General features: G+C 18.6%; 1 protein-coding gene. It reads left to right on the top strand.

What is annotated here, in order from left to right:
• The first annotated feature begins 794 nt into the window (after window positions 1–794).
• On the top strand, window positions 795–938 hold the full coding sequence (locus IE124_RS36205; RefSeq protein ID WP_188425071.1) for a hypothetical protein: 144 nt from the start codon (window positions 795–797) through the stop codon (window positions 936–938).
• Window positions 939–1,276: the final 338 nt, after the last annotated feature.

Here is a 1,276-nt window from a genome sequence, read left to right as displayed (position 1 = left end):
TAATATATATAAATATAATAAAGAATGTAAATAATATATATATAATATAATATAATATAAAAAATATATATATATATAAATATATATATAATATATAGATAATAATATTTTTATATAATTTATTTTATTATTAAGTAATAAATAATAAAAAAATCAATATATTAAATAATATATTTATATTAGTTCGGTTTAGTTGGTATTTTGTAATGAGTAAAAAGTAATATATAATATTAAATAATAAGTATTGATATAAGTAATAGATATAATAATAATATTATTAATATTTTATATAAATAATATTAATAATATAGATTATGAAAGAGAGTATTAATATCATTAAATATATATATATGTTATATAATTTAAATGATTTTAATATATATATATATATTATATTATAGATTATGATACATTTATATAAATAATATATATATAAAAATTAATTATACTATTACTTTATAATATAATAATATTTATTTATAAAGATATAAAAGAATTGTTTAAAGTTATAACTAAAATATTATATAGTATTCATTAATAATTAATATTATAAATTCAACTATTGTTATATTTATAAATAGAATAATATATTATTATCCTTTAAGATATAACAATAATTATTTAAATTAAATTAAATTAAATTTAATTAATTTTTTTTTTTAATGAATATAATAATAATAATATTATTAAAATTAATATATAAAAAAAAAGTAAAAATGGTACAAAGATGATTATATTCAACAAATGCAAAAGATATTGCAGTATTATATTTTATGTTAGCTATTTTTAGTGGTATGGCAGGAACAGCAATGTCTTTAATCATTAGATTAGAATTAGCTGCACCTGGTTCACAATATTTACATGGTAATTCACAATTATTTAATGGTGCGCCTCTCAGTGCGTATATTTCGTTGATGCGTCTAGCATTAGTATTATGAATCATCAATAGATACTTAAAACATATGACTAACTCAGTAGGGGCTAACTTTACGGGGACAATAGCATGTCATAAAACACCTATGATTAGTGTAGGTGGAGTTAAGTGTTACATGGTTAGGTTAACGAACTTCTTACAAGTCTTTATCAGGATTACAATTTCCTCTTATCATTTGGATATAGTAAAACAAGTTTGATTATTTTACGTTGAGGTAATCAGATTATGATTCATTGTTTTAGATAGCACAGGCAGTGTGAAAAAGATGAAGGACCTAAATAACACAAAAGGAAATACGAAAAGTGAGGGATCAACTGAAAGAGGAAACTCTGGAGTTGACAG

Origin of the sequence: Streptomyces narbonensis (genome assembly GCF_014649015.1) — a bacterium.
GTDB classification, from domain to species: domain Bacteria; phylum Actinomycetota; class Actinomycetes; order Streptomycetales; family Streptomycetaceae; genus Streptomyces; species Streptomyces narbonensis.
Note: the sequence above shows the minus strand (reverse complement) of the source record. Positions and strands in the feature narration are given on the sequence as shown.

Bases quoted from the DNA above. Each gene is read 5' to 3' on its own strand.
- IE124_RS36205 (WP_188425071.1), top strand. From the start codon at position 795: ATGGCAGGAACAGCAATGTCTTTAATCATTAGATTAGAATTAGCTGCA.